The sequence below is a fragment of the Paraburkholderia sp. LEh10 genome (assembly GCF_017814945.1).
Lineage (GTDB): Bacteria > Pseudomonadota > Gammaproteobacteria > Burkholderiales > Burkholderiaceae > Paraburkholderia.
Window position 1 is genome coordinate 1 of record NZ_JAGIPX010000172.1, and the last position, 3,309, is coordinate 3,309.

4 protein-coding genes are annotated in these 3,309 nt (G+C 63.4%); all 4 read right to left on the reverse strand.

Features of this window, described 5'->3' with window-relative positions; translation table 11 throughout:
• From J8I87_RS43610 to sdhC, 4 genes are read right to left on the reverse strand one after another with little or no spacing between them, the layout of a single operon-like run.
• Entirely contained in the window at positions 1 to 705 is a 705-nt protein-coding gene (locus tag J8I87_RS43610) for a succinate dehydrogenase iron-sulfur subunit (protein WP_209938822.1), read from the reverse strand.
• A gap of 24 nt (positions 706 to 729) precedes the next feature.
• Entirely contained in the window at positions 730 to 2,505 is a 1,776-nt protein-coding gene (gene sdhA / locus J8I87_RS43615) for a succinate dehydrogenase flavoprotein subunit (protein ID WP_209938824.1), read from the reverse strand.
• A gap of 4 nt (positions 2,506 to 2,509) precedes the next feature.
• Positions 2,510 to 2,878 (reverse strand): succinate dehydrogenase, hydrophobic membrane anchor protein, encoded by a 369-nt coding sequence (gene sdhD / locus J8I87_RS43620; protein WP_209938826.1) that lies wholly within the window; start codon positions 2,876 to 2,878, stop codon positions 2,510 to 2,512.
• Positions 2,879 to 2,881: 3 nt separating this feature from the next.
• Positions 2,882 to 3,298 (reverse strand): succinate dehydrogenase, cytochrome b556 subunit, encoded by a 417-nt coding sequence (gene sdhC, locus J8I87_RS43625; protein WP_209938828.1) that lies wholly within the window; start codon positions 3,296 to 3,298, stop codon positions 2,882 to 2,884.
• Positions 3,299 to 3,309 lie beyond the last annotated feature (11 nt).

The window sequence follows — 3,309 nt, forward strand, 5'->3', positions numbered from 1 at the left end:
TCAGACAGCCCGGCGCACCATCAATTCCTTGATCTTGCCGATCGCCTTGGTCGGATTGAGGCCCTTCGGGCACACGTCGACGCAGTTCATGATCGTATGGCAACGGAACAGACGGTACGGATCTTCCAGATTGTCCAGACGCTCGCCCGTCGCCTGGTCGCGGCTGTCCGCGATGAAGCGATAGGCTTGCAGCAGGCCCGCCGGGCCGACGAACTTGTCCGGGTTCCACCAGAAGCTCGGGCACGACGTCGAGCAGCTCGCGCACAGGATGCACTCGTACAGCCCGTCGAGCTCGTCGCGCTCTTCCGGCGACTGCAGGCGCTCCTTCTCCGGCGGCGGCGTATCGTTGATCAGGTACGGCTTGATCGAGTGATACTGGTTGAAGAACTGCGTGAAGTCGCAGATCAGGTCGCGCACCACGGGCAGCCCCGGCAGCGGACGCAGCACGATCTTCTGCGGCAGGTCGTTCAGGTTCGTCAGACAGGCAAGACCGTTCTTGCCGTTGATGTTCATCGCGTCCGAGCCGCACACGCCTTCGCGGCACGAGCGGCGGAACGACAGCGTCTCGTCCAGTGCCTTCAGTTTCACCAGCGCGTCCAGCAGCATGCGCTCGTGCGAGTCGATCTCGATCTCGTACGTCTGCATGCGCGGCGCGGCGTCCTTGTCCGGGTCGTAGCGGTAGATTTCAAAAATACGCTTGGCCATTTCTCAGATCCTTTGACTTGTGCCTTAGAAGGTACGCGCTTTGGGCGGCACCGATTCGACCGTCAGCGGGTTCATGTGAACCGGCTTGTAGTCGAGGCGGTCGCCTTCGCTGTACCACAGCGTATGGCGCAGCCAGTTTTCGTCGTCGCGATGTTCGAAGTCGCTCTGCGCGTGCGCGCCACGGCTTTCCTTGCGGGCTTCCGCCGACACCATCGTCGCGCGCGCCACTTCGATCAGGTTCGACACTTCGAGCGCTTCGATGCGCGCCGTGTTGAACACCTTCGACTTGTCCTTCAGGTGCACGTTAGCCGCGCGCTCCTTCAGCTCCTTCATCTTCTCGACGCCTTCAGCCAGCAGCTTCGAGGTGCGGAACACGCCCGCGTGCGCCTGCATCGTCGAACGGATGTCGTTCGCGACGCTCTGCGCGTATTCGCCCGAGTTCGAGTTGTCGAGCTTCGCGAGCCGCGACAGCGCGAAGTCCGCGGCATCGGCGGGCAGCGGCTTGTGATCCCGGATTTCCTTCACGTGCTTGACGATGTGATTGCCCGCCGCGCGGCCGAACACCACGAGGTCGAGCAGCGAGTTCGTGCCCAGGCGGTTCGCGCCGTGCACCGACACGCACGAGCACTCGCCCACCGCGTAAAAGCCGTTGATCGGGTCTTCGTGACCCTTCGCCGTACCGACGACCTGGCCGTGGATGTTCGTCGGAATGCCGCCCATCTGGTAGTGGATGGTCGGCACGACGGGGATCGGCTCCTTGATGCAGTCGACGTTCGCGAACTTCAGCGCGATTTCGCGGATCGACGGCAGACGCTTCATGATCGTCTCGGCGCCGATGTGCGACAGGTCCAGCAGCACGTGGTCCTTGTTCGGACCAACGCCGCGGCCTTCCTTGATTTCCTGGTCCATCGAGCGCGAAACGAAGTCGCGCGGCGCCAGATCCTTCAGCGTCGGCGCGTAGCGCTCCATGAAGCGCTCGCCGTTCGAGTTGCGCAGGATGCCGCCTTCGCCGCGCACGCCTTCCGTGATCAGCACGCCCGCGCCCGCGACGCCCGTCGGGTGAAATTGCCAGAATTCCATGTCTTCGAGCGGGATGCCTGCGCGTGCGGCCATGCCGAGGCCGTCGCCCGTGTTGATGAACGCGTTGGTCGAGGCCGCGAAGATCCGCCCCGCGCCGCCCGTGGCGAACAGCGTGGTCTTGCCTTCGAGGATATAGACGTCGCCCGTTTCCATTTCGAGCGCGGTCACGCCGAGCACGTCGCCGTCGGCGTCGCGGATCAGGTCCAGCGCCATCCATTCGACGAAGAACGTGGTCTTGGCCGCGACGTTCTGCTGATACAGCGTGTGCAGCAATGCGTGGCCCGTCCGGTCAGCCGCCGCGCACGCGCGCTGCACGGGCTTCTCGCCGTAGTTCGCCGTGTGCCCGCCGAACGGACGCTGATAGATCGTGCCGTCCGCATTGCGGTCGAACGGCATGCCGAAGTGCTCGAGTTCGTACACGGCGTTCGGCGCTTCGCGGCACATGAACTCGATCGCGTCCTGGTCGCCGAGCCAGTCGGAGCCCTTGATCGTGTCGTAGAAGTGGTAGTGCCAGTTGTCCTCGCTCATGTTGCCGAGCGACGCGCCGATGCCGCCTTGCGCGGCGACCGTGTGCGAGCGCGTCGGGAACACCTTCGAGAGCACGCACACGGAGAGGCCCGCGCGCGCGAGCTGCAGCGACGCGCGCATCCCCGAGCCGCCCGCGCCGACGATCACCACGTCGAAGCGGCGACGCGGCAGAGAATTCTTGATTGCAACCATTCTTTTACACTCTCCAGAGAATCTGCGCAGCGTAGCCCGCACACGCGAGCAGCCAGACGATCGTCAACGCCTGCAGCACAAGCCGCGTGCCCACGGGCTTGATGTAGTCCATCCAGATGTCGCGCACGCCGACCCACGCGTGATAGAACAGCGACAGCAGCGTGACGAAGGTGGCGAGCTTCATCCATTGCGTGGCGAAGATGCCGGCCCAGCCGTCGTAAGAGAACGCCTGCGCGCCGAAGAACCAGCCCAGCAGAATGACGGTATAGACGGCCATGATGACGGCCGTGATGCGCTGCGCGAGCCAGTCGCGCAGACCGTAGTGCGCGCCGACGACGAGGCGCTTCGAACCAACCCGGTGATTAGCTGACATTTTTTAGAAGGCTCCGAACAGTTTGAGCGCGAAGGCAAGCGTCAGCAGCGACGACACGACGAGCACGACGATCGACGTGCTCTTGCCGCGTTCCTTCGACACGGCGTCATGGTTCATGTCCATCGCGAGATGGCGCACGCCCGCGCAGAAGTGGAACAGGAACGCCCACGCGAGCACCAGCGTGATGAGCTTGACGATGATGTTGGACAGGAAGCCCTTGAACACTTCGAAGCTGAGTTCGGAGGTGAGACTCTGATCGAAGAGGTACAGCAGGAACGGAAGGAAGATGAAGAGCAGTCCACCGCTCACGCGATGGAGAATCGACACGCGCCCCGCCAGTGGGAGACGGTACGCCGTCAATATCTGCCCGATACCGATGTTCCGGAATTCCGGCCTCGGTTTTTTTACGGCTTCTGCCATGCTAGACCCCT

Coding starts and splice junctions, on each gene's coding strand:
- J8I87_RS43610 (WP_209938822.1), bottom strand. CDS start 705: ATGGCCAAGCGTATTTTTGAAATCTACCGCTACGACCCGGACAAGGAC.
- sdhA (WP_209938824.1), bottom strand. CDS start 2,505: ATGGTTGCAATCAAGAATTCTCTGCCGCGTCGCCGCTTCGACGTGGTG.
- sdhD (WP_209938826.1), bottom strand. CDS start 2,878: ATGTCAGCTAATCACCGGGTTGGTTCGAAGCGCCTCGTCGTCGGCGCG.
- sdhC (WP_209938828.1), bottom strand. CDS start 3,298: ATGGCAGAAGCCGTAAAAAAACCGAGGCCGGAATTCCGGAACATCGGT.